At 67.1% G+C, this 24,178-nt stretch carries 22 protein-coding genes; 17 read left to right on the forward strand and 5 right to left on the reverse strand.

All coding sequences use genetic code 11. The features are described 5' to 3' along the window. Nucleotides 1–16: 16 nt before the first annotated feature. The 3 genes from VFQ05_06055 to VFQ05_06065 are packed head-to-tail and all read right to left on the reverse strand — an operon-like array spanning nt 17 to nt 2,227. Nucleotides 17–727 (reverse strand): multiheme c-type cytochrome, encoded by a 711-nt coding sequence (locus VFQ05_06055; protein HET9326314.1) that lies wholly within the window; start codon nt 725–727, stop codon nt 17–19. Beyond that, nucleotides 717–1,286 (reverse strand): DUF2231 domain-containing protein, encoded by a 570-nt coding sequence (locus VFQ05_06060; GenBank protein HET9326315.1) that lies wholly within the window; start codon nt 1,284–1,286, stop codon nt 717–719. Before VFQ05_06060 ends, VFQ05_06055 begins: the two co-directional genes overlap by 11 nt. Further along, the gene (locus VFQ05_06065) at nt 1,283–2,227 is read right to left on the reverse strand and encodes a cation diffusion facilitator family transporter (GenBank protein HET9326316.1); all 945 of its coding nucleotides are present in this window, start codon (nt 2,225–2,227) and stop codon (nt 1,283–1,285) included. The genes VFQ05_06060 and VFQ05_06065 overlap by 4 nt, the downstream gene beginning before the upstream one ends. Before the next feature lie 119 nt (nt 2,228–2,346). On the opposite strand from VFQ05_06065, the gene VFQ05_06070 reads away from it, so the two are divergent. Together VFQ05_06070 and VFQ05_06075 are read left to right on the forward strand one after the other, a co-directional pair. Further along, nucleotides 2,347–2,826: a hypothetical protein gene (locus VFQ05_06070; GenBank protein HET9326317.1), complete on the forward strand. Its 480-nt coding sequence runs from the start codon at nt 2,347–2,349 to the stop codon at nt 2,824–2,826. Between the two features lie 4 nt (nt 2,827–2,830). Beyond that, complete coding sequence (locus VFQ05_06075; GenBank protein HET9326318.1) at nt 2,831–3,634, forward strand: class I SAM-dependent methyltransferase; 804 nt, start codon at nt 2,831–2,833, stop codon at nt 3,632–3,634. Nucleotide 3,635: 1 nt separating this feature from the next. Here the strand turns inward: VFQ05_06075 and VFQ05_06080 are convergent, their stop codons facing one another. After that, nucleotides 3,636–4,364, reverse strand: a complete 729-nt coding sequence (locus VFQ05_06080) for a Crp/Fnr family transcriptional regulator (GenBank protein HET9326319.1) — start codon at nt 4,362–4,364, stop codon at nt 3,636–3,638. 150 nt (nt 4,365–4,514) lie between these two features. On the opposite strand from VFQ05_06080, the gene VFQ05_06085 reads away from it, so the two are divergent. Genes VFQ05_06085 through VFQ05_06130 form a run of 10 tightly spaced genes read left to right on the forward strand, consistent with a single transcriptional unit; the run spans nt 4,515 to nt 13,031 of the window. Continuing rightward, nucleotides 4,515–5,051: a hemerythrin domain-containing protein gene (locus VFQ05_06085; GenBank protein HET9326320.1), complete on the forward strand. Its 537-nt coding sequence runs from the start codon at nt 4,515–4,517 to the stop codon at nt 5,049–5,051. After that, on the forward strand, nt 5,048–5,524 hold the full coding sequence (locus VFQ05_06090; protein HET9326321.1) for a cytochrome c: 477 nt from the start codon (nt 5,048–5,050) through the stop codon (nt 5,522–5,524). Before VFQ05_06085 ends, VFQ05_06090 begins: the two co-directional genes overlap by 4 nt. A gap of 22 nt (nt 5,525–5,546) precedes the next feature. Beyond that, complete coding sequence (nosZ, locus tag VFQ05_06095) at nt 5,547–7,448, forward strand: Sec-dependent nitrous-oxide reductase (protein HET9326322.1); 1,902 nt, start codon at nt 5,547–5,549, stop codon at nt 7,446–7,448. A 9-nt stretch (nt 7,449–7,457) separates the two neighbouring features. Then, complete coding sequence (locus VFQ05_06100; GenBank protein ID HET9326323.1) at nt 7,458–8,084, forward strand: hypothetical protein; 627 nt, start codon at nt 7,458–7,460, stop codon at nt 8,082–8,084. A gap of 13 nt (nt 8,085–8,097) precedes the next feature. Beyond that, the gene (gene nosD / locus VFQ05_06105) at nt 8,098–9,468 is read left to right on the forward strand and encodes a nitrous oxide reductase family maturation protein NosD (GenBank protein HET9326324.1); all 1,371 of its coding nucleotides are present in this window, start codon (nt 8,098–8,100) and stop codon (nt 9,466–9,468) included. Continuing rightward, the gene (locus VFQ05_06110; protein HET9326325.1) at nt 9,465–10,238 is read left to right on the forward strand and encodes an ABC transporter ATP-binding protein; all 774 of its coding nucleotides are present in this window, start codon (nt 9,465–9,467) and stop codon (nt 10,236–10,238) included. The genes nosD and VFQ05_06110 overlap by 4 nt, the downstream gene beginning before the upstream one ends. Beyond that, nucleotides 10,231–10,641, forward strand: coding sequence for a nitrous oxide reductase accessory protein NosL (locus VFQ05_06115; GenBank protein ID HET9326326.1), 411 nt, complete (start codon nt 10,231–10,233; stop codon nt 10,639–10,641). Before VFQ05_06110 ends, VFQ05_06115 begins: the two co-directional genes overlap by 8 nt. Then, nucleotides 10,638–11,045, forward strand: coding sequence for a hypothetical protein (locus tag VFQ05_06120; GenBank protein ID HET9326327.1), 408 nt, complete (start codon nt 10,638–10,640; stop codon nt 11,043–11,045). Before VFQ05_06115 ends, VFQ05_06120 begins: the two co-directional genes overlap by 4 nt. Then, nucleotides 11,045–11,881 (forward strand): ABC transporter permease subunit, encoded by an 837-nt coding sequence (locus VFQ05_06125; protein HET9326328.1) that lies wholly within the window; start codon nt 11,045–11,047, stop codon nt 11,879–11,881. The genes VFQ05_06120 and VFQ05_06125 overlap by 1 nt, the downstream gene beginning before the upstream one ends. Beyond that, a complete protein-coding gene (locus tag VFQ05_06130) occupies nt 11,874–13,031 on the forward strand; it encodes an NnrS family protein (protein HET9326329.1) in 1,158 nt (385 codons plus the stop codon). The genes VFQ05_06125 and VFQ05_06130 overlap by 8 nt, the downstream gene beginning before the upstream one ends. Here the strand turns inward: VFQ05_06130 and VFQ05_06135 are convergent. Then, nucleotides 13,028–15,646, reverse strand: a complete 2,619-nt coding sequence (locus VFQ05_06135; protein HET9326330.1) for a choice-of-anchor B family protein — start codon at nt 15,644–15,646, stop codon at nt 13,028–13,030. The genes VFQ05_06130 and VFQ05_06135 overlap by 4 nt on opposite strands. Nucleotides 15,647–15,731: 85 nt before the next feature. Here VFQ05_06135 and VFQ05_06140 point away from each other — a divergent pair, with 85 nt between their 5' ends. From VFQ05_06140 to VFQ05_06160, 5 genes are all read left to right on the forward strand, one after another. Then, the gene (locus VFQ05_06140; protein HET9326331.1) at nt 15,732–16,679 is read left to right on the forward strand and encodes a hypothetical protein; all 948 of its coding nucleotides are present in this window, start codon (nt 15,732–15,734) and stop codon (nt 16,677–16,679) included. 7 nt (nt 16,680–16,686) lie between these two features. After that, nucleotides 16,687–17,682 (forward strand): hypothetical protein, encoded by a 996-nt coding sequence (locus VFQ05_06145; protein ID HET9326332.1) that lies wholly within the window; start codon nt 16,687–16,689, stop codon nt 17,680–17,682. 12 nt (nt 17,683–17,694) lie between these two features. Beyond that, nucleotides 17,695–19,167 carry an alkaline phosphatase PhoX gene (locus VFQ05_06150; GenBank protein HET9326333.1) on the forward strand — a complete coding sequence of 491 codons (1,473 nt, stop codon included), beginning with the start codon at nt 17,695–17,697 and terminating at the stop codon, nt 19,165–19,167. Nucleotides 19,168–19,760: 593 nt separating this feature from the next. Beyond that, nucleotides 19,761–22,952, forward strand: a complete 3,192-nt coding sequence (locus VFQ05_06155) for a vitamin B12-dependent ribonucleotide reductase (GenBank protein HET9326334.1) — start codon at nt 19,761–19,763, stop codon at nt 22,950–22,952. 1,014 nt (nt 22,953–23,966) lie between these two features. Next, nucleotides 23,967–24,178 (forward strand): hypothetical protein (locus tag VFQ05_06160; protein HET9326335.1); only part of this gene is annotated, 212 nt, incomplete at its 3' end.

Below are 24,178 nucleotides of genomic sequence, written 5' to 3' on the forward strand. Positions count from 1 at the left end.
GCCGTGATCGCTCAGATCAGTCTTCCCGGTTGGGGTGGGCGCCCTTCATGCGCAGCGCAGCGTAGTCGAAGCCGGGGCTGATGATGGCGGTGTGGCACTGGGTGCAGAGCTTCGCCGAGGGCGCGCGCTGGATGACGGTCTTCTTCATCGAGAAGGGCGCGCTCACGTGGAGGCTCCCTGGACCGTGACAGCTCTCGCAGCCGACCGCCGCGAGGCTCGCGTTCGCCGCGCTGTCGGCGCCGGGATAGCCACCGGGGAGTCCCATGCCGGTGACGTGGCAGACCACGCAGGCATCGGTCTTCGCGGGCGGCGCCTTGAGCTTCACCTTGAGCTTCGCCGCCATGGCGGCGACCGCGCCGGTGTCGGCGGCCGCGAGGCGGGCGAGCGCGCTCGCGTGAGCGGTGGCGGACCACGACTGGTGCTCGCGCAGGTGACACGACTGGCATCGCGCGCTGCCCACGTACTCCGCCCGCCGCGCCTCGGACTCGGCGGGGACCTTCTTCTTCGACAGGAAGGTCTTGCCGCCTTCGGTCAGCTCGGCGCCGCCCGCCGGGTGGGTGTGGCAGGTCACGCATGCGCGCTGAGTCTTGCGGGCGTGGTCGGGAAACGCCTGGAGGCGGCTCGCCAGCGCCAGCCCGAGCACGAGCACCGCGGGCGCCAGGATGAGCGCGCTCGCCCGCGTGGCGCGATGGCGCGATCGCCGTGCGGCGCGTTCCCTAGTGCCCATGCGCGACGAGGCCTCCGAAATAGCCGGCGATCGACACCATCACCGCCAGGATCACGCCGATCACCCACGCGAATCGCCGGGTGCCGGCCTTGAGGAGAGAAAGAACCCACAGCACCTGAAGTCCGGCGATGGTGATGCCCTGCTTCTCGTGGAGCTCGACCAGCCACTCCTTCGGCTTGCCTTCGAAATGCTCCTCCGCCGCCTTCCCGGTGAAGTAGGCCGGGATGACCGAGAGCGCGGCCAGCGTCACCAGCCAGAACGCCACCGGCTCGAACTGGGGCTTCCTGCGCGCCACGATCACCATGACCGCGGCCACCAGCGTGAGCACGATGGGAAAGTGGATCACCTTGTTGTGCAGATCGTGGAGGAGGCCTTCCATGAGCGGCGGCATCCTGTAAGGACCGCGGCTCGGGCCTCCCGGAGCGCCCGGAGGGGCCTGCTGCGAGATCGTCCCCGGCGCGCCCGACATCACCGTATCGGGCTCCGTTGGGCTCTGCGCGAATGCGGTCGCCGCGGCGAGCCACAGGGACAGCGTCATGATCCCGGTCAGTTTCTTCATCCTTCGGCCCTCAATCCCCCGCCCACGCGCTCGTGCGCGCGCTCGCTCTCGAGCGCCGGTTCGACGTGGACCACCACGTCGGTGACGCCGGGCCAGCGATCGCGCAGCCGCTTCTCCACCCGGTGGCCGCGCTCGTGGGCCGCGGCCAGCGGCGTTTCCGGGTCCAGCAGGATGTGCAGATCGAGATGGATGTCGTCCGCGGGTCCTCTCGAACGCACGTTGTGCACTTCGCGCACCCCCGGCTCCTGGATCGCCACCGATTCGACCTCCCGCGGATCGAGACGGCGCTCGTCCGAGAGCGTGGACAGCGTGTCCTTCAGAATGCGCACTCCCGCCCTCACGATCAACACCACGATCAATCCGGCCGCGACCACGTCGGCGAAATGGACCTGGAATCGGATGGCCACGAAGCTCACGAGCACCAGCAGCGTGGCGAACACGTCGCTGCCGGTGTGGGCCGCGTCCGACGCCAACAGCTCGCTCTGCAGACGCCGCGCCTCGCGGCGCTCGTAGATCACGACCAGCGCGTTGATCACCAGCGTCAGGCCGAGCACCGCGTAGCCGATCGCGTCGATGCTGGGAAGACGAGGATGACGCAGCCGCTCGATCGCCGCGGTGACGATCTCGAAGCAGCCGAAGAACAGCATCACGGACACCGCCAGCGCGGCGAAAGTCTCGTACTTGCGGTGGCCGTACGGATGGTTGGAGTCGGCGGGACGTCGCGCCACCGAGATGCCGATCAGTCCGATGACGTTGGACGCGGCGTCGAGCAGCGAGTGGATCCCGTCGGCGGTGATGGCGATGGCGCCCGAGCGGTAGCCGTAGGCGAGCTTGGCGATCGCCACCACCACGTTGAGACCGAGGATGACCCACATCACCCGGGCGATCCCGGACAGTCTCTCGGCGGCTCGCGGGCTGAGCGTCATCGCGGTCATGGGCATCGAGGTTGCTCCTCGGCCCGCCAGGATTGCAAGGTATCCGATGGTCGGGCCGCTGCACGCGCCGCGGTTGCGGTATGCTGCTCTCCACGCTCCTCGTAGGACGCACTGTGGAGACTGCGATGAAAATATCGTGGTGGCTGATCCCGTTCGCTCTCGGCGCGCTCTCCTGCTCCTCCGCGCCTCGCCCCGTCTCCGTCTCCGGGACCCCGGTGGACATCCAGTCCCTGGCGGGAGAATGGAGCGGTGAGTACCACGCCGACGGCGGAGGCCGGCAAGGCACCGTCGTGTTCAAGCTCGCCGCCGGCGCCGATTCCGCCACGGGGGACGTGCTGATGTTCCCGCGCGCTCTGCCCTCCGCCGAGGAGACGACCGTGCGCCAGCCGCTGCCTCAGTCGCTGGCGATCCGCTTCGTGCGCGCCGACCACGGCAAGGTGAACGGCGTGCTCAGCCCGTACATCGATCCCGATTGCCAGTGCCGGGCGGATACCGTGTTCGAAGGCAAGCTGTCGGGCGATACCATCGAAGGCACCTACACCGTGGCTCGCAGCGGCGGCGATCCGATCACGGGCACGTGGAAGGTCAAACGAAAGAAGACCTGAGAGCATGAGCTCCACCTGGCCCCAGTTCGTGGGCGGCGTTCCCGCGCACTACGACCGCTATCTGGTGCCGGTGATCTTCGACCCCTACGCCGTCGATCTCGCCGAGCGTCTTACCCGGGTGAGCGGAGGCGAGGTGCTCGAGATCGCGTGCGGGACCGGCGTCGTGACCCAGCGGCTGCGCCAGGTCCTGCCGCGCGAGACCGCGCTGACGGCCACCGATCTCCATGAGGAGATGGTGGAGGAGGCCCGGCGGCGCAATCCCGGCCCGGGAGTGACGTGGAAGGTCGCCGATGGAACGGCGCTGCCGTTCGAGGACAACCGCTTCGACTCGGTCGTCTGCCAGTTCGGCGTGATGTTCTTTCCCGACAAGCTCGCCGGAATGCGCGAGGCGCGGCGCGTGCTGCGCTCGAGCGGCCGCTACGTCTTCAACGTCTGGGACAGTCATGCCGTGAACCCTTTCGGCCGGATCGCGTACGACACCATCACCACGTTGCTGCCCGCGGGCCAGCCACCCTTCTACGACAAGCCGTTCAGCTTCTGCGACGAGCCGGCCATCCGCTCCCTGTTGCGCGACGCCGGCTTCCGCTCCAGCGCGATCGAGCGGGTTCCGATGCGGACGTCCAGTCCGTCGGCGCGCGAGTTCGCCACCGGTCTCGTGCGGGGGAACCCCGTGATCCTCACGATCCAGGAGTGCGGTCTCAGCGACGACGAGGTCATCTCTGCGATCGAGCGCGAGCTGATCCGCGAAGGCGGCGACCTGCCCTATCGCTCGACGAGCCAGGCCCTGGTGGTGACGGCCAAGGTCTAGCTCAGGGCTCGGCGGACCCCGTCTCGCCTCCCTCGGCCACGGCTTTCAGACGCGCCAGCGACGGGATCGTGAAGCTCGACTCGCGGGTGATCACGAGCTCTTCCCGGCCCCAGCGAGACAGCGTCCGGATCGCGGACTCGACCGTGGTCGAGACCAGCTCCGCCACTTCCTGGCGAGTGAGCTGGATCGGGATCTCCACCCCTTCGCCGGCCGGGCGACCCATCCGCGCAGCCAGCGTCAGGAAAAGGCGCGCGATCCGCATCTCGACTCTCTGGCCGCGCATGTCGCCGAGCTTGCGCGTGAGCGCGATCGAAAGACGCGTGAGCTCGCGCATGACGGCGCGCGCGAACTCCGGATGCTTGTCGAGCAGATGGAAGTATTCGGTGCGCGGGATGCGGATCAACGTCACGGCTTCGATCGCAATCGCGCTCGCGGGATAGGGGATGCCGTCGTACACCGCGATCGCTCCGACCGGCTCACCCACATCGAAGATCTCGAGGATCACGTCGCCGCCGGCGCCGTGGCGCACGATCTTCACCCGCCCCTTCACGATGAGGGTGAAAGCATCGGCCGAGTCCCCCGCGCTCCAGATCGTCTCGCCGCGGGCGTAGTCGCGCAGCGACGCGATGGCTTTCAGCCGCGCCAACTCGGCGGGTGACAGGCCGCGAAACATCGGAGTCGAGCGGAGCGCCACGCTCAGCCGCTCTTCCCGGATTTCGGATCGAGCCAACGTCGCACCTCACGGGTGGGTCTCGCGGTCAGGATGGCGGGCTGTCCGCGGGCGCGCAAGTCCCATGAAGCTTGCGACTTGGCGGGAATCGGCCGCGGATATGACGCCGGTCATACCGGGAAAGCGCCGTCGCGACGATCTTCCCGGCGTATGGAGAGCGCACGGTCCAGAGCTCAGAGCCCGTTCGATCGGTTCCGCCGCGATCACCTCCGAGTGCTCACTCGACTGACCGCGATCGAGGAAGCGACCGGGCGCGGCCGCCCCGTCGACGAGACGCGGCTGCGACGCCACCTCGACGGTCTCGGCCGGCAGTTCGACACGCACATGGCCGCCGAGGAATCGGTCTTCTATCCCGTGCTCGCGCGCACACTGCCGGCGACGGAATCTTCGCTACGCCCGTTGAACGACGAGCACACCGACCTGCGCGAGATGCTGGCCGCCCTGCGCGTCACGCTCGGGCGCCCACGAAGCCCTGAGCGCGACGTGCAGATCGGCATCCAGGCACGCGATCTCGTGGACCTCCTGCGCGCGCACATCCGCAAGGAGGAAGTGGTCGTCTTCGATGTCTCGGAGCGAGTGCTCCGGCCCGGGGAGCTTCGGGGTCTCCACCGCAGGCTGAAGTCCTTCCTCCCCGCACGCGCCCGCCTCGCCGAGGCCGGGCGTGAGAAAGGCAAGCACGGGTCATGAACGTCCTGGTTCGAGGTCTGCTCCTCGCGGCCCTCGCAGCCGCGATGGGTTGTGGTGGATCGAAGTCCGCCGACGAGGGGAAGGATGAGGCCCGCGCCTCGACCGGCGGCTCCGGGGCTTCAGCCTCGGCGTCGAAGTTCGACCAGGGGCCCCGCGCCGGTGAATCGGCTGCGAACGAAGAGCTCGCCGAGCGGGGAGAGAAGCTCTTCCAGGAGAAGGGCTGCTCCGCCTGCCACGCCTTCGGCAAGCGCAGCGCCGGACCCGATCTCGCCGGCGTGTCGATGCGCCGCACCGCGCGATGGATGGAAAACCAGATCCTTCACCCCGACGTGATGGTGAAGGAGGACCCGATCTCGCGCGCCATGTTCGGAGAGTTCGCGCTCCAGATGCCGAACCAGGGGCTCACGCCCGAAGAAGCCAAGGCTGTCATCGAGTACTTCAAGCACCAGGACCAGGAAGCGGACGAGGACTGACCGCGTAAAGGAGGCGTACGTCATGAAACGCTGGATCGTCACAACTGTGACCGCACTCGTGCTGGCCGCGGTCGCCCTGTCGCTCGGCTGCGCCGGCTCCGGATCCGCGCGCAAGGGCTCCGCCGCCGAGAAGGTCTACGTGAAGCCGGGTGAGCACGACGCGTACTACGCGTTCCTCTCCGGCGGGCATCACGGGAACATCTACGTCTACGGCTTCCCTTCGTCGCGGCACATCACGACCATTCCCGTCTTCACGCCCGAGCCCGCGGTGGGCTATGGCTACGACGAGGACAGCAAGGCCATGCTGGGCGGACGCACCTGGGGCGACGCGCACCATCCCGGCCTCTCGGAGACCGACGGCAACTACGATGGGCGCTGGCTGTTCATCAACGACATGGTCGGGGCACGGATCGCGCGCATCGATCTCAAGGACTTCAAGACCCGCCAGATCTTCGGTCCGATCCCCAACCTGTCGGCGGCGCACGCCTGTCCCTTCCCCACGCCGAACACCGAATACGTGTTCGCGGCGTCGCGATTCTCCGTGCCGGTTCCGAATCGCGCCACGCGCATCGAGGACTACGGCAAGGACTTCAACGGCATCATCGCCGGCATCAAGGTGGCGCCTGACGACGGCACCATGTCGCTCGGCTTCGAGATCCTGACCCCGCCTTTCGACTGGGACCTGGCGGACGCAGGCAAGGGTCCGAGCCACGGCTGGGAGTTCTTCACCTGCTACAACAGCGAGCTGGCCTTCGATTCGCTGGAGGTGAAGGCGTCGCAGAACGAGATGGACTTCATCGCGGCCGTCGACTGGCGCGCCGCGCAGAAGGCGGTCGACGAGGGCAAGGCCAAGACGATCGGCGGCGCCCCGGTGCTGCATCCGCAAGAAGTGAGGGGCATCATCTATCTGATCCCGGTGCCGAAGAGCCCGCACGGCGTGGACGTGAACCCGACCGGGGAGTACATCTGCGCGAGCGGCAAGCTGCAGGCCGAGGTCAGCGTCTTCAGCTTCGCGAAGTTCCAGGCCGCCATCCAGGCCGAGAAGTTCGACGGCGACCGCGGCGGCATCCCGGTGCTCAAGTACGAGGACGTGCTCGAGGCCAAGGTCCCGGTGGGCCTGGGCCCGCTGCACACGCAGTTCGACGACAAGGGCTTCGCCTACACTTCGCTGTTCCTCGACTCCCAGATCGCCAAGTGGAAGGTCGGCCCGCCGTGGAACGTCGACGACAAGATCGACGTCTACTACTCGATCGGGCACCTCATGGCGTCGGAAGGCGACACCAAGAACCCGACCGGTGAATACGTCATCGCGCTCGACAAGCTCTCGAAGAGCCGCTACCTCTCGGTCGGACCCACTCATCCCGAGGCGGCCCAGCTCATCGACATCCGCGGTCCGAAGATGGAGCTCCTGTACGACTTCCCGACCTATCTCGAGCCCCACTACGCGCAGATGATCCGCGCCGAGAAGCTCAAGCCCATCACCGTCTACCCGATCGCCGAGAACAAGAACAAGGACGCCATCAAGACCGCCGAGGAAGCTCGGATCGTGCGCAAGGGGAACCGGGTCGACGTCTACGCTCTGGCGGTGCGGACGCACTTCACGCCCGACAAGGTCAAGGTCAACCAGGGGGACGACGTCTACTTCCACGTCACCAACCTGGAGCAGGACGACGATATCGCCCACGGGTTCGCGGTGCTGTGGTCCAACGGCAACATGCAGATCGAGCCGGGTGAGACCAAGACCATGCACTGGAAGGCCGAGCAGGTGGGGATCACGCCGTTCTACTGCTCGAACTTCTGCAGCGCGCTGCATCAGGAGATGCAGGGCCTGATCGAGGTCCAGCCGCGCGGCGCGAAGGTGGCGGCGGTCCAGCGACCGGATCCGCGCCAGGTGAGCGAGATCGCGGCGCTCCTCCAGCGATAACGGACGGCAATGAACAACTTCTGGAGTGAGCCTTTCCAGGCCGGGCACCGGCGGCTGATCTTCATCGTGGCCGTGGTGCTGATCCCGGTGTTCTTCATCCCGGTGCTGCCGATCTGGACGATGAGGCTGTGGGCCCCTCAGTATCCTGAGGGGCTCCGCCTCGTCATCTTCGCGAACACGATCAAGGGCGATCTCGACAAGATCAACATCCTGAACCACTACGTCGGAATGCACGCGATCACCGCGAACGACTTCAAGGAGTTCGGCTACATGCCGCTGGCGCTCACGTTGTTCGGGGTCATGGCGCTGATGGCGGCGATCGCGAACCGCCGTGACGTCGCGCTGATCGGATGGGCGGCGTTCACGCTCTTCGCGGTCGTGATGTTCAAGGACTACGCCAACTGGCTCTATCACTACGGACACGACCTGGATCCCCGGGCCGCCATCAAGCTCGATACCTTCACGCCGCCGCTGATCGGCTACAAGAAGATGGCGAACTTCCGCGTTTGGAGCCTGCCCGATCTGGGAGGGATCCTGCTCGGGATCGCCTGGCTGATGGGTCCGTTGGTCGCGCTGCTGGACGTGCTCGGGCGCCGGAAGCGCCTAGCCGCGGGCCGCTCCACGGTGGCTGCCTGAGGCGGGCGAAGTCATGAGCGCGGCACGTCGGGTGCTGCTGGCCCTTGGGTTGACGCCGCTCCTCGCGGCCGGCGCCGCGCAAGCGCGCGTGCTCTTGCCGCCGGAAGGCTCGATCGCGGTCGCGCTCCAGCAGGCGCGCCCGGGAGACACCCTGGTCGTGCCCAAAGGCGTCCATCGCGAGCGCATCCGCATCCAGGTCCCGCTCACGCTCCGCGGCGAGCCCGGAGCGGTGCTGGATGGCGGAAGCGAGGGCTCGGTGCTCACGGTCGAGGCCTCGGGCGCGACGATCGAGGATCTCGAGATTCGAGGCAGCGGCAACCGTGTCATCACGGTGGACAGCGGCGTGCGCGTGCTCGGAGCGTCCGGGGTCCGGCTCCGCCGCTTGATCCTCACCCAAGTGCTCTACGGCATCTCGGCCGAGCGCTCGGACCAGATCTCGATCGAGGATTGCCGGCTCGCGGGCCGCGTGCCCCCGCGTGAGGAGCGCGGCGACGGCAACGGGCTCCACCTCTGGTACTGCCGCGACGCCGTGCTTCGCGGCAACGAGCTGTCCCGGTTCCTCGACGGCATCTACCTGTCGTTCGTGGATCGCGCGCAGGTCGAGAACAATCGGCTGAGCGACCACGGGCGGTACGGGCTCCACACGATGTACTGCCACAACACACGGCTCGTCGACAACGATTTCACTCGCAATGTCGCCGGCATCGCCATCATGTTCTCCAACGGTCTTCACGTGGAGCGCAATCGCATGGTCCGGAACCGGGGGCCTCGCACGTACGGCCTGCTGCTACGCGACTGCAACGGCGGCCGCTTCGAGGCCAACCATCTCGTCGACAACACGGTCGCGATCTTCATGGACAACTCGAATCGCAATCATGTGACCGGCAACCGGCTCTCGGACAACGGCTGGGGCGTGATCCTGTTCGCGTCGTGCGCCGGCAACGAATTCGCCGGCAACGACTTCATCGACAACGACTATCCGCTGGCGCTCGACATGCGGCGCACCGACAACCGGTTCGACGACGGGCGGCGAGGCAACTACTGGAGCGGGAGCGCTCCGTACGATCTCGACGCCGACGGCGTCAGCGATGCGCCTCACTCGCCGGTGAGCGCATTCGCGTTCGTGTCCAAGCAATATCCTGATCTTTCGATCCTGGCTCGCAGCCCCGCGGTCGTCGCCTTGTCGGTCGCCGAGCGGGTGTTTCCGTCGCTCCAGCCGAGCGAGGCGGTGGACCGTTTTCCCAGCGTGCGCCCCACGGTGGCGAGCCCATCCGAAGCCGGAGAGCGCCGCGGCGCCCGCCGCAGCTGGACCGCGGCCTTGGCCTTCTCTCTGTTGCTCGGGATGGGGCTCGCCGGCTTCACCCGGCGCCGGGAGGTCCCGTGATCCACGCCGCGGGTCTGGTCAAGCGCTACGGCGCGGTGGTCGCGGTCGACCATCTGTCATTCGACGTGAACGCGGGGGAGACGTTCGCGCTCGTCGGACCCAATGGCGCCGGGAAGACCACGACGCTCCGCCTGCTCCTCGGTCTCTCGCTTCCCGACCAGGGGACGATCACCATCGGCGCCCGGCGTCTTCCGCCCAACCACCCCGAGGCTCGCGCCGCGCTCGGTTACGTGCCGCAGAAGGTCGAGTTCCCCCGCGGCCGCACGGTGACCGAGGTGCTGCGGTTCTTCGCCCGTCTGCGCGGACTCGATGCGCGCGCGGTGGACCGAGCTCTCGAGCGGGTGGGCCTTTCCGAATTCGCGTCGCGCCGGGCGACCGAGCTCTCCGGTGGATACACGCAGCGGCTCTCGCTCGGCCAGGCGCTGCTGGCCGATCCTTCCCTGCTCGTTCTCGACGAGCCCACGGCCAGCCTCGATCCGGAAGCGACCTGGGAGTTTCGATCGCTGGTCGAGCAGCTGAGAGCCGAGGGCAAGACGATCCTCCTGTGCTCCCACCTGCTGTCCGAAGTGGAGCGCGTCGCCGACCGCGTGCTGATCCTGGTGGAAGGCCGTGAGGCCGCGCTCGAGCGGATGGACGAGCTGCGCACGCGCCAGGAAGCCGCGGCGCGGCGCGCCCTCGAAGGCCACGCCCGCAACGACGGAGCGATGTCCCTCCCCACGCTCGAGGAGGTCTTCCTCTCGGTGGTGCGCAAGGAGAGGGCCGATGCGTGACGTGGCGCGTGTCGCATGGAACGCGCTCATGCTCGCGGCGCTGGCTTCGTGCGCCGCTCGCGGGCCCAAGCCGATCGCGGTCGGCGCCGAATGCGCCGCTTGCGGCATGTCGATCGGCGATCTTCGCTTCGCCTGCGAGAGACAAGCCGGCGGCTGGTCCCAGTACGACTCGATCGAGTGCCTGCTCGACGACAAGAAGCCGGGCCCGATCTGGCTCGCCGACTACGACACGCAGACGCTCGCCCCGGCCGAGTCCTTGTGGGTGGTGAAGGGTGACTTTCCCTCACCGATGGGCGGCGGCCTCGCCGCTTTCCGCTCCCGCGCGGCCGCCGATCGAGTCGCCTCGGAGACGGGCGGCCGGGTGTCGCGACTCCCCGATGTGAAGCGGGAACCGGCGCCATGAAGCGCTATCTCACGCTGTTCGCCATCAGCCTGGCGATCGCGGTGGCGCTGGCGATCGTGGCCAGGAGGCCGCGGAGCCGTCCGGCCGCGCCCGTGGCGCTGGCGGTTCCCGAGGCGGCGCTCGAGCTGGCGATCGAGCACGGCGCCATGGTGCCGAGCCGCGCGGCGGTGCCCAAGGAGCACCGGGTGCGGCTCGCGGTCGAGAACCGCGACGACGAGACGGCGACGCTCTCGCTCGCCGGCTACGAGGACCGGCTCGCGCCCCGCGCGATCGCGCCGGGTGCGCGCTGGGACACCACGTTCGTCGCCGACCGGCCGGGCGAAGGCTTCGCCTGGCTCGTGGACGGCAAGCTCGCCGGCCAGTTGACGGTTTCGGGGTCTCACCTGGTGGAAGGACACCGGTAATGCGTGGCGTCGACATGCGCCGCGTGCGGGTGATCGCAGGCGACGAGTTCCGGCAGGCGCTCGAGAGCCGCTGGCTGTTCGGCTTCACGGCCGTGCTCGCGGGCCTCGTGCTCGGGCTCTCCTTCTTCGGCCTGGCGCAGAGCCGCGAAGTCGGCTTCCAGGGCTTCGCGCGGGTCACGCTGAGCCTGATGAACCTGGTGCTCTTCATCGTCCCGCTCACCGGTCTCGTGCTCGGCGTCACCAGCACCTCGAGTGCTCACGGCGCGCTGTCGCTGCTGCTCGCGCAGCCGGTGAGCCGGACCGAGGTGCTGCTCGGCAAGTTCCTCGGTCTCGCGGCCGCGCTCACGGTGGCGCAGGCGGTGGGATTCGGCGCCGGCGGTCTCGTGGTCGCCTTCTACGCCGGATCCGAGCAATCGCTCGGATTCCTCGTGCTCACCGGCCTGTCCATGGCGCTCGGCTGGCTGACGGTTTCCACGGCGCTCTTCATCGCCGTGCTCTGGCCGGACCGGCTCAAGGCCATGTCCGCCGCACTGTTGCTATGGCTCCTCATGGTGGTGGCGTACGACCTCGTCGTGCTCGGGGCCACGACGCTGCTCCAGGGCGTGCCGCTCCAGAGCGTGCTGTTTCCGGCTCTGCTGCTCAATCCCGTCGACCTGGCCCGGGTGCTCACCATGCTGGCGATCGGATCGGGAGCCCTGTTCGGGCCGACCTCGGCGGTTCTCATGAAGAGCTTCGGCAGCACGGGCGGCATTGCGCTCGGGCTGCTGGTGCTCACGCTCGAGAGCGTGATCCCGCTCGTGATCGCGGCTCAGGTGTTCCGAAGAAGGGATGGGTAGAGCGCCTCAGCCGTACCAGGTCCTCTTTCCGATCGGAGTCGTGTTCGCTCTGATCGGCCTCGGCGCATGGCCCGCGCACGTCTTCGGGCTCTTGCCTTATCCGGGCGCGCTGCACCGGAGCCTGATGATCCAGGGCTTCGAGACCAGCTTCATCCTCGGCTTCCTCCTCACCGCGATGCCGGCCTTCACGCACGGGCCCCGCTGCCATCCGCTCGAGCTGGCATGGGGCGTGTTCTCGATGGTGGGCTTCGGCGTCGCCGCCTTCTTCGCCGACGAGACCGCGGCGCAAGAGTTCTTCCTCTTCGCTCTCACGCTGCCACTCTTCGCCGGTGGCCGGCGCGTCCTCGGGAATCCGCAGAAGCCGCCGGAAGAGTTCGCCTTCGTCGCGTTCGGACTGGCGCTCGGGCTCCTGGGCGGCGCGCTGCGGCTCGCCGAGTCGCTGGGCGTCGTGTTTTCGCTGCCGGCGCGCTTGCCGGAGCGCCTGCTCTCGCTCGGCATGGTCCTGTCTCTGGTGGTGGGCGTGGGAAGCCTCCTCGTCCCCACCTTTGCGGGAATGCGCGATCCACTGGTGATTCCCGGTGTGGCGAAGGCCCACGAGCGCGCCGGGCGCCGTGCGTTGTACGCGGTGATGATGGCGGTGCTCGCGCTGGCCTTCGTCCTGGAGAGCGCCCATCGGCCGACCCTCGGCATGGCCATGCGGGCCACGGCAGTCACCGTGATGGTGACCTGGGTGTGGAAGCTCTACCGGCTGCCGCGACGGGATGCCGCCGGATTCGTGCTTTGGGGCGCGGGGTGGTTCCTGCCGCTGGGGCTCCTGGGCGCGACGCTCGATCCGCTGCACGCCGTCGCCCTGCTCCACTTCACCTACATGGGAGGCTTCGCGCTGCTCACGATCGGGATCGGGACACGCGTCATCGTCTCGCACGGAGGACACGCGCTCGAGCTCGAGCGCCGCGTGCTCGATGTGCGGTGGCTGAGTCTGTTCCTCATCGCGCTGGCGCTTCGCGTCATCGCCGATTTCGCCACGGCGCACGTGGCCAGGGCATGGGCCGCGAGCGCGGTGCTGCTGATCGCCGCCTGCGGATGGTGGGCCTGGAGAGTCCTCTCGCTGCGATCGCAGCGACGCGAGGTCGGGCCGAAGACGGTCTAGCGGATCTTCACCACCCTCGAGCTTCTGCTCTCGCCGCCGCTCACGGCCCGCACGAAGTAGATCCCCGGGCTCGCGTCGCGACCTTCGCTCGAGCGGCCTTCCCAGGTGAGCACGCGCGTGCCGGCCTCGGCCCGGCCTTCGAAGACGCGGGCCACGTGCCGCCCCTGCAGGTCGAGCACGTCGACCACCGCGTGCCCCGCGTTCGACATCTCGAGCACGAAGCTCACCCGGCCGGAAGCGGGGTTTGGCCACGGCGAGCGGAGCCCCAGCCGAGCCGGAAGCTCACCGGGGAATGGCGCAGCGCCGAGCGCCTGCTGGGTCGCGTCGTAGAGCGTGAGATCGTCGATGGCCGCTTCCACGACCGAATACGCGCTCTTCTCGGAGGCCACGAAGCGCACCTTGACCTGCGCGGTGGGCGCCACGTGATCGGCGATGCGGACCGCGCCTTCCTGCCAGTGGGCGTGCATGCCGGTGATGCGCTTCGCCAGCGTCCAGCTGCCGCCGTTGTTGCCGCTCATCAGCACGTCGAGGTAGTCGCCGGCATCGTTGGTGTTGGTGAAGAACCAGAACCAGAAGCCGATCGTGGGCATGGCCATGCCGGTCGCGTCCAACGCCGGGCTGGTCAGCGTCGTGAGGCCGTCGAGATCGTGACCTTCGATGTCGGTGGACAGCGTGCCCTGGCCGGTCACGAAGCAGCGCGTGCCATTGGGCGTGCGATCGTTCTCCGGCTGCACCGGGCCGGGATACAGGCCCTCCGCCTCGCGATGTCCCTCGTGCGCCAGCGGGACCCCGGGACGCGTGAACGCGCCGGTCACGGGAGGCGACGTCATCGACACGGGCCCCTGATCCGCGACCTGGGTGCCGAGCGGATCGACCCACTGCCATTGCCCCGAGATGTTGTCGTTCGCGTCGTCTCCCGGCGCTCCCACCGTCCAGCCGGCCGACGATTCGATCGGATTCCAGAGCGCGACGGGCGGCAGCGTGAATGACAGATCCGTCGGTCCCGGGCCGATCGTGCGCACGAAGCGGAGCGGGATGTACCCGGGAGCGGTGACGTTGACGCCATACGGGCCGACCGGGACGTCGCTCAGCTCGAAGTGCCCGCTGGCATCGGTGTGCGTGTGCAGGTTCGTGTCGTCGAGCGAGATCCCCGCCTCCTCCAGCGGGCCTTGTCCCCCCTGCACCATGCCGGTGAAGTCGGCCCTGGCGAGCGGCGCCAGCGTCACGGTCACGGTCTCGCGCACGGCGATGACGGCGTTGCGCGTGATCTGCGCGTTCGCGTACCCGAAGCGCTTGGCGGTGATGGTGTGCGAGCCCGGGTCGAGCGCGAACACCGCGACTCCAAAGGCGGTGGTGGTGAGCGACTCCTGCGCGGCGCCGCGATAGAGCGTTGCGCCCGCGATCGGCTGCCCGTTGCTCGAGTCCACCACTTTGACCCGCAGCAGGCCGTAGTCGCGGCGCGGGCGATACACCCAGAGTCCGGTCTGCATGTCGCTCGCGATCACGGTGCCGGAAGGAAAGTACGGGCACACCGCCCATACGCCGTCGTAGTTGCCCGAGGGACCGGCGTAGGAATCCGCGAAGCCGAACTCCGCCGGATGACCGGGATCGCTGGCGTCGAGCACGCGGATCCCCTCGGTGTAGTTCGACACGTAGATCTCGTCGTCCTTCACGTGGACGTTGTGGACGATGGCCGCGGGATTGGAGGTGTAGCGGTTGAAGAGAACCGGGGCCGAGAGGTTGGAGATGTCGAAGATCTTGAGCGGCTCGCCGTTCTTCTCGTCGGTGATGTAGAGCCAGTTGCCGGTCTTGTCGGGCCAGGAGTTGTGGGTGAAGCCGCCGGGATAGTGCCAGGCCGCGATCTGGACGGGTGCTCCGGGATTCGTGAAGTCGAAGATGCGGTGGATCCCGTAGTAGATCGACGAGGCGTAGAGGCGGTTGCCGATCGGCACGCTGTCGTGCACGTACACCGAATCGTCGTTGCTCGGACCGATCGGTGTGCTGGGCCAGGTCGCGAGCGGCGCGGGCGCTTCGGGACTGGCGAGCGAGAGGATCCGCATGCCCGAAGAGGGATAGGCGCCCAGCCCGGCGTTGTAGCGGGTGCCGTTGCAGACCAGGATCGCGCGCGTGGTATCCACCGACACGGTGTGGGACCGGGCGAAGCCGGTCGCATACGTCGACGCGAGCACCGGATGCTCGGGATCGGTCATGCGGATGATCTGGATGCCCTCGCCGGCCCCGAAGCCCTCGGTGACCACGTACATCCAGCTCCGGTACTGCTTCATCTCCCGCCATTTCGAGGCCGGACCGGGGATGAAGCCCACCTGGTAAGCGGCCGCTGGGTCGGTCACGTTGTAGAAAGCGGTTCCCGTACCGGTGCCGATCACGGCGTATTCCCTGCCGTCGTGGTGTATGTAGGACCAGCACGACGAGTAGTTCCAGTTCCCGGGAGACGGGTTGGCCGGAGGGTAGTTGTCGAAGTGCGCCTTGAGCTCGAAGTTACGCAGGGTCAAGGCTCGGCCCGGGACCGGAGCGAGCAAGGCGGCCAGGGCCGCGGCGCAGGTCAGGATACGGAGATGGGCGGCGCCTGGTGGTGACTTGATCCCAGGGGTCATGTGCGGGACGAATGATAGGGCCTCCCGTCCCCGCTCTGCTAGAGTCGGCAGCCCAGGAATACGGCCGTGGAGGGCGTTGCCTCACTTGAAGCGTTCGATCCTGCTGTGCGTCAGCGTCTTGGCTCTGGTCACCGGCTGCGGGGAAGAGACCTTCGAGGCACCACCGGACTGCACCGGCCGTTTTCTCGTGGCCTACGCGCGGATGCCGGCCCCCGATCAGGGTGACCTCTACCTCTTCGACCACGACGGCCTGGGGTTCCATCTGCTGCCCGGCATCAACAGCACCTCGCAGCAGGAGCTGAACCCCACGCTGAGCCGCAACGTGCGGTTCATCGCCTTCGAGCGCGTGCTGACGGTCTCGGACCACGACATCCTGGTCTACGACCGATGCCAGGCATCACTCGTGAACCCGCCCAACCTCAATACCACCGGCATCGAGCGCGACCCGGCATTCAGCGGCGACGGCAACAAGCTGGCGTTCGTGCGCGACACGCTCTCGCGGCGTGAAATTCGCCTCTACGACGGGGTCACCGACCGTCTGGTGCCGCTGCCCGGCATCGAAGGGAGCGGCAGCTACCTGGACTCGAGCCCCGTCATCAACCAGAACGCGACCCTGATCGTCTTTTCGCGGTTCCAGGCCGACGATGACGTGCTCGTCTACGACGCGGTGAACGACAGCCTGATCGACCTTCCGGATCTGGCATCGGCGGGGAGCGACGTGGATCCATCGATCACGCCGGACGGCCGCTACCTCGTGTTCGCCTCGGACCGCTCGAGCCCGGGGGACTACGATCTCTACCTCTACGATCTCCAGCTGCGCAGCTTCCTCACGCTGCCCGCCGCCGCCAACACGGCCATGACCGAGCGACACCCGAGCGTCAACTACAACACGGACCGCATCGTCTTCGAGTCGAACCGCACCGGGACCCAGGGAAGCATGGACATCTACCTGCTCACCCGCAGCTCGGGGAACGTCACTTCTTCAGGTTCATCGCCCACCACCGACGCCCAGCCATGGATCGCATGGCAATAGGCCGCGCGTGATCCGAAGCTTCGGCCGCGCGCTCGGAATCGTCATCGCAGTCATCTTCGCGCCAGGCTGTGCCTCGAATTCCGATCCCAACCAGCCGGGCGACGGCGACCGGCCACCGATTCGGATCGCCTTCCTCAGCGAGCGACCGCCGAGCCCCGCGTTCGCGAGCGACATCTACCTCTACGACGCGTCGACCGGAGGCCCCGCGTTTTCACCACCCAACCTGAATACCGCCAGCGTCGAGGGGCCGTGCGCGATCTCGGGCGATGGCCGCCATCTGGCCTTCTGGACCAACCGCCAGCCCACGGGCTCGCTCGCCGTCATGCTCCTCTACGACATCCAGACCGGCGCCATCACGCTGCCTCACTGGGCCACCACGCTCCAGCAGGTCAACAACCCCGCGCTCACCCGTGATGGCCGCTATCTCGCGTTCCAGTACCAGGTCGGCGGATCCGATCTGTTCATCGGGATGGAGGACCTGGTCGGGGACTCGCTGCTCCCGCTGCCCAGCCTGAACCAGCCCGGAGTCCTCAGCTTCGATCCATCGCTGAGCGCCGACGGCAAGCTCATGGCTTTCGCGTCCGTTCGATCCGGCGGCGGCGGCGGCGGCTTCGATCTCTTCCTCTACTCGGTGCCGGGAGACAGCCTGATCCCGCTGCCCGGGATCAATTCGCCGGCCAGCGATCTCGCCCCGTCCCTGAGCGGAGACGGTCGCTACCTCGCGTTTCAGTCGGGCCGCGTGGGGCAGAATGGCGGCGTGCTCGATGTGTTCCTCTACGACCGGCAAACGCAGAGCCTGGTGTCGCTTCCGGGCGCCAACACGGCGCTCGCCGACTATCTCCCTTCGCTCTCGCCCGACGGCCGTTACCTGGTGTACACCACGGACTCCTTTGGCGGGCGCGACATCCGCGTCTACGACATCGGCGCCAGGCGGCTCCTGAACCTTCCGAAACTCAATGATCCCTACTTCTACGATTACTTTCCGTCGGTCGCCAATCCCTGACCGGAGTCGGGCATGACGACTCGTCGCGATTTCCTGCGCCGTATCTCGCTGGCCACCGCCGCCGCCATGGCGCCGACCGGTCTCGAGGCGCTCTGCGCCCGGATGGCCTCGGGGAAGAGCATCCAGTCTTCGGGCTTCGGCCGGCTCGTCGCCGATCCTTCGGGATTGCTCGATCTGCCCGAAGGCTTCCGTTACCGCTCCTTCTCGAGCGCGCGCCTCGGCACCACTTCGGACATGCAGTTCAGTCAGACGCTCTCGAACCGCGAGCCGGTTCCGGCGCTCCATGACGGCATGGCGGTCTTTACCGGCCGCGACGGAATGATGGTGCTCGTGCGCAATCACGAGATGGATCCCGGCCAGATCCCCGCCGTGGCGCCTGGCCGCACGCCGCGCTGGGACCGCCTCGGCACGGGCGGCACGACGACCCTGTGGGTGAACGCGAACGGCGAGCTGGTGCGGAGCTTCGCGAGCCTCGCCGGCACCTTCCGGAATTGCGCCGGAGGCGCCACGCCGTGGGGCTCGTGGCTCACGGCGGAGGAGTGCGTCTACACGCCGGGCCCTGTGGATCCCCACGTGCACCATCAGCGCCCCGACGTGGCCGAGGCTCACGGGTACATCTTCGAAGTCGATTCGCGCGCCGAGGACCTGGTGCCGCCGAGGCCCATTCGCGGCATGGGCCGCTTCTATCACGAGGCGCTGGTGGTCGACCCGGTGACGGGATTCGTGTACCTCACCGAGGACCGCACCGACGGCCTCTTCTACCGCTATCGGCCGCACCTGATCACGTCGCGGCGCAAGAAACCGGGCGAGCTGACCACCTTCGATCTCCACGAAGGCGGCGTGCTCGAGGCGCTGCGGCTCCCGGACCATCCCAAAGCACGGACGCAGAACCACGAGGACGGTCCGCCGCGGTTCACTCCCGGAAAGTGGATGCGCATCGACTGGGTCGCCATTCCCGATCCGGAGCCCAAGGTCGACATGGAGCGAGATCCCAACGACCGCGAGCGCGATCCGACGAAGCGGGTGGGGCGCACCGCCTCGGGCTCCACGCGCGCGCAGGGCACGGCGCTCGGCGCCGCGCAGTTCTCGCGCTGCGAAGGCATCACCCGCATGGGACGGCATCTCTACTTCTGCGCCACCAACGGGGGCAGCGCCGGCGCGGGTCAGGTGTGGAAGCTCGACCTCGGCGGCAACCGCCTGTCGCTCGTGCTCGAGCCCAACGATCGCAATCTCCTCGACGGTCCCGACAATCTCGCGGTCGCGCCAAACGGCGATCTGCTGGCGTGCGAGGACGGCACCGGCGAGAACTTCGTGGTCGGCATCACGCCGCGCGGCACCTGCTATCACTTCGCGCGGAACGCCTACAATCGCAGCGAATTCGCCGGCGCCTGCTTCTCGGCCGACGGGCGCACGCTGTTCCTGAACATCCAGGACCCGGGTGTCACCTTCGCCATCCAGGGTCCCTGGCAGGGCCGCAAGGCCTGACCGCAGGCCCACTTAACCCATTGCAATTATTTTGCTTGGATCATCGACTGCACCCTTGTGCCCTAGCTTCCTCTTTCTTATGATGGGCGCGTCGAAACGAACCCACGGAAGGCCCGCCTCGCTCGCCCTCGCGAGCGCCCGGAACGTCGCCAAGGCGCGGCAAGCAGGAGAGATCTCATGGGTGTCCCATCGAAGAACGTCACCAGCGTTTTCGCTCGAGCTCGCCGGTCCGGCGTCTCTTGCGCCATGCGCCGAAATGTCCGGAGCGCGCAGGAAGACGTGGCGAGCCAAGGATCGACGACTCGGCCTCGCGATGCGATGTTTGCTGGACGGAATCGCGGTGCGTGGACCGCAGCCGCATTTCGCGTGAGGAATTTCGGTCTTGATGCGGCAACGCGCATCGGTGGTATAAAGCTCGGCACCGTTTGCGACGGGATCACTTCTCTCGCGCGCTCGGCGAATCACCTTCCAATCACGCAGACGACAGGTCTTCAGCCAGAGTCGGTGCGGGCGAGGCCGAGCCTCCTCAATCCCCCTCGGGGGGCACGGCATCGCGAGAACATGGAAGGCAGCACTCGACAGGGAGGTCCGCAATGACTCAAATGCTCGACAAGGCCATGGCCTCTTCCAGCTCCAGCAGTGGAGCCGCGCCCACCAAGGCAGGCCTCCGCGTGCCCCGTCGCTACACCAGGCCCGGAGTGAATCCTCTCGACGAGGTCCGGTGGGACAAGCGGCGCACGGTGATCACGAATCCCGACGGCTCCGTGGTGTTCCAGATGGACGACGTCGAGGTGCCCGAGGAGTGGTCACAGCTCGCCACCGACATCGTGGTGAGCAAGTACTTCCGCAAGGCGGGCGTGCCCCAGACCGGACACGAAGTCAGCGTGCGCCAGGTGGTGCACCGCCTCGCCCACACCATTCGCGCATGGGGCGAAGCGCAGCGCGTGTACTTCGTGGGCTCCGAAGACGCGGAGGCGTTCGAGGCCGAGCTGGCCTACATGCTGGTCCACCAGATCGGCGCCTTCAATTCGCCGGTGTGGTTCAACTGCGGGCTCCACCACGAGTACGGCATCAGCGGCTCGGGCGGGAACTATTTCTTCGACCCCGACACGCGCACCGTCAAGACCACGGCCGACTCCTACTCGAGGCCTCAGGTGTCGGCGTGCTTCATTCAGTCGATCGGCGACGACCTCATGTCGATCTTCGAGCTCGCCCGCAACGAAGCCCGGGTGTTCAAGTACGGCTCCGGCACCGGCACCAACTTCTCGAAGCTGCGGGGACGCATGGAGAAGCTGTCGGGCGGCGGCACGTCGTCCGGGCTCATGAGCTTCCTCGAGGTGCTCGACAGGGGCGCCGGCGCCACCAAGTCGGGGGGCACCACGCGCCGCGCGGCCAAGATGGTCGTGCTCGACCTCGATCATCCGGAGATCCTCGACTTCGTCCGCTGGAAGGTGCGCGAGGAGAAGAAGGTGGCCGCCCTGGTCGCCGCCGGATTCTCCTCCGACTTCAACGGCGACGCCTACGCCACGGTGTCGGGGCAGAACTCCAACAACTCGGTACGCGTCTCGGATCGCTTCATGGACGCGGTGATCAACGACGGCCCGTGGAAGACCACGCTGCGCACCACGGGCGAGGTGCACGAGACGCTTCGGGCCCGCGAGCTGTGGCGCGAGATCGGCCAGGCCGCGTGGCAGTGCGCCGATCCTGGCGTCCAGTACGACGACACCATCCAGCGATGGCACACCTGCAAGGCCACGGGACGGATCAACGCCACCAATCCTTGCAGCGAGTTCGTGTTCCTCGACGACACGGCGTGCAACCTGGCGTCCATCAACCTCATGAAGTTCCTCAAGGAAGACGGAACGTTCGACATCGAGGGGTACCGCCACGCCAACCGCGTCTTCTTCCTGGCTCAGGAGATCCTGGTCGGCTTTGCCTCTTATCCGACCGAGAAGATCGCGGAGAACTCGTACCGTTTCCGGCCGCTGGGGCTCGGCTACGCCAATCTCGGCACGCTGCTGATGATGCAGGGCTTCCCCTACGACAGCGACGCGGCCCGCAGCTACGGCGCCTGCATCACCGCGATGATGACCGGCGAGGCCTACGCCATGTCGGCCGAGATCGCCTCCAGCGCCGGAGCGTTCGAAGACTACGAGCAGAACCGCGAGAGCATGATGGACGTCATGCGGCTCCACCGCGACGCGGCGCGCGGCATCGACGCCACGCTCGCGCCGCGCGAGATGCGCGCGGCGGCCATCGAGTGCTGGGACCGCGCGGTCGCGGCCGGCATGCTGCACGGCTATCGCAACTCGCAGGCCACGGTTCTGGCGCCCACCGGCACCATCGGGCTGCTTATGGACTGCGACACCACCGGGGTCGAGCCTGATTTCGCGCTGGTCAAGTTCAAGAAACTGGCGGGCGGCGGATACTTCAAGATCGTGAACCAGTCGGTGCCCGCGGCGCTCAAGCGCCTCGGCTACGACGACGCGGCGATCCAGAAGATCGTGCGCCATGCCATCGGCACCGGCAGTTTCGAGGGCTCGGTCCACGTCAACCGCGCCACGCTCATGCAGCGGGGCCTGCTGCCGGTCGAGATCGACCGCATCGAGCGCGCGCTGCCGGCCATGCTCGACGTGCGCTTCGCGTTCGTGCGCGGCCTGCTCTCCGACGAGACGCTCGAGCGACTCGGCATCGCCAAGGCCGAGCGCGAGAAGCCGCTGTTCAACGCGCTGCCCTTCCTCGGCTTCACCGAGCAGCAGATCGAGGAGGCCAACGAGGCGATCTGCGGCACGCTGACGGTCGAGGGAGCGCCGGGTCTCAAGGCCGAGCACCTGCCGGTGTTCGACTGCGCCAATCGCTGCGGTCCCAAGGGCACGCGCTACATCGCCTCGATGGGTCACGTGCGGATGATGGGCGCGGTGCAGCCTTTCATCTCGGGCGCCATCAGCAAGACCGTGAACCTGCCGCAGGACGCCACCGTCCAGGACGTCGAGCAGACCTACTTCGAGTCCTGGAAGCTGGGCCTCAAGGCGGTGGCGCTCTATCGCGACGGCAGCAAGCTGTCCCAGCCGCTGGTCACCGGCAAGGCCGCCGAGACCGAGTCCACGTCGCCCACCTCGCCGCCCAAGCTGCGCCGGCGTCGTCTGCCCAAGCGCCGCCATGGCTTCACGCAGGAGGCGCGGATCGCAGGCCACAAGGTGTTCCTCCGCACCGGCGAGTACGAAGACGGCACGCTGGGCGAGATCTTCATCGACATGCACAAGGAAGGCGCCGCCTTCCGCAGCATGATGAACTGCTTCGCGATCTCGGTGTCGATGGGCCTCCAGTATGGCGTGCCGCTCGAGCACCTGGTGGACCAGTTCGTGTTCACCCGCTTCGAGCCGGCCGGCCGGGTGGAGGGCCACGAGAACCTGCGCGCCGCCACCTCGGTCATCGACTACGTCTTCCGGGCCCTCGGCGTCGAGTACCTGGGGCGCAACGATCTCGCCCACATCGTGACCGAGGACATGCGGGGCCAGGAGCCAAACAACAAGCACGCCACCGGACATCCCGTGGGACGCGAGCACCGCAAGGACAACGGGGGCACGAAGACGGCGCACCTTCCCGGGCCGGCGACGGCCAGCACGCTGGGACCTGGCGAGACCATGCTGGGTGGAGGCCAGGACCAGATGCTCGACAAGTTCCCCGGCGACGCGCCCGCCTGCGACCAGTGCGGCCACATCACGATGCGCAACGGCACCTGTTACAAGTGTCTCAACTGCGGCAACTCGATGGGGTGCTCGTAGGCTCCAGCCGGATGTAATTCCTGGCTCTCCCCAGGGAGAGCCAGGAGTTACAAACCGGCGATCGGGTCACAGTTCCCAGGGAGCGAGTAATGGATTACACGCCAGGGCATCGATGCTCCGGCAACTCATGGATGAAGTTCCTCTACGCTGGTGAATTGGCGGCATTCATCGTCTTTTGCTGGTTACCGGTCTTCGGGCTGGCTGCGGTAGTTCAGTGGCGTCTTCTCGCGTCCCGTCGCCAGATCGCGAGGTAACGCACGATCGAGACGACTCGTCGCAGAGTTGGCCTGCCCGCGCCCTCTATCGGTGGGCGCACTGTCGTTGAGTTGCCACAGACTTGGTTCGACTCCGACCAACTCCTTGACGAGGCATTAGCAGACGGTCGAGAATCCGCATTCGTTCGGGTTGTTGAGCCCTTGATCCGCATCTCAGAGCGCTGCGATATAGAACAATTTCAAAAGGGTGCGTGCTTTGGCTTCTACTGCCCCCAGCGATCCTAATGGGTTCCGGGCCGCGTTGATCCTCGTCTGTGCCCTCTCGGCAATGGTTGGCACGCGTCCGACCGAGGCTCAAACCACCGCCAGCGCCTCCTGGCAGGACTACCGCGAGTGCCGATCGACGTCATCGCCCCTCCTGATCGACACCAACGCGCTGACGTATAGCGCGTCCTTTTCCTCTCTCTTCATCGCAGGTGAGCACGGCTACTACAATTGGTGTTATCAACTAGTGATCACCCAGCCTCGAACTATTGAGATAACTATCGATCCCAATGACGCATGCCCGGGCCATAACTACGAGGTATACATTAACGACACCAACATTGGCAGTACGAGTCAGTCATGGGGTGGCTTTTGGGGATACTTCGGAACGTGTGGCCCTGAAGGGGGAACATGCAATCAGCCGCAGCCTGGCGGCACGTACACGTACACATTTCCATGCTCAGGTACATACGTCATTCGTGCTCGCGATTCCGGTATCGATTTCAAGCCCCATTCCGTGGCAGTAAGCTGTGTGATGCATCCTCCCATCATCAATTTCTCATGGCAGCTGACCACGCCTCAAGGTCCTGGGGCCCTAGCGGAGCCGAACACGGGCGCGCTCGTTTCCGGTCCCGTCAAAGAAGCATCATCTGTCGGTGCAGAGCGATCGGCGACAGCACAGGGTACCCAGCAGTCGCTTGTCGCCGCATGCCCGCCGATCCACCTCCAGGACGTCATCAATGCGAT

It is taken from the genome of Candidatus Eisenbacteria bacterium, from assembly GCA_035712145.1.
Lineage (GTDB): Bacteria > Eisenbacteria > RBG-16-71-46 > RBG-16-71-46 > RBG-16-71-46 > DASTBI01.